A 629-nucleotide genomic window follows, 5' to 3' on the forward strand; every position below is an offset into this window, starting at 1 on the left:
GAATCCCCTAGTAACAATCAGGCCCAACCTGATGTTCGCAATATCCAATAGCCATTAATGTGACGCCATTCTCATTGCATGAACGGAGTCAGGCTATTGTGTGCGATCGCAGGTCAGTGGAAACCCACCCTCTGGAAAACCTCAGCCAGTGCACTTGCACGGCGGGGGCGCGATCTCCCGACGGTTCATGATCGTCGACACACACGGCATTCCCTCATCAGACATGACGCTGTGGAGATAAGCATGCCAATCGACCGTAAAGACTGGGCACAACGCTTTCCCGAATTTCTCGTCGAAGCGGAAACACTCCTGGCCAAGTCGGAAGAATGCCTGAGCCACCTGCAATTGATCAGCAACGACAAGGATGCGATCGACTGCATGCGCAGCACCCTGCTCAAGCTGGCGAGCCGTGCAGAAGCGTTGGCACTGGAAGCGATTTCCGAGTTTTCCCTGCACATTCACAGCTTGCTCGATCATGCCCCGGACTCTATCGATCTGCACGCTCAGGCACTGAATGCGCTTCAGGACTGTTTCACCCTGATGGCCTGGCAGATTGAACTGGTCGATCACAATACCGGGCAACTGAGCCTGGATAGCAGCGAGCAGACCTCGCTGATCGAAGCCTTTGC

At 54.8% G+C, this 629-nt stretch carries 1 protein-coding gene; it reads left to right on the forward strand.

Annotated features, from left to right (window positions below; translation table 11 throughout):
* Positions 1-243: 243 nt before the first annotated feature.
* On the forward strand, positions 244-629 hold a 386-nt coding region (locus tag HT737_RS28680), incomplete at its 3' end, for a hypothetical protein (protein ID WP_182404506.1).

It is taken from the genome of Pseudomonas sp. MD195_PC81_125 (assembly GCF_014060985.1).
Classification (GTDB): Bacteria; Pseudomonadota; Gammaproteobacteria; order Pseudomonadales; family Pseudomonadaceae; genus Aquipseudomonas; species Aquipseudomonas parakoreensis.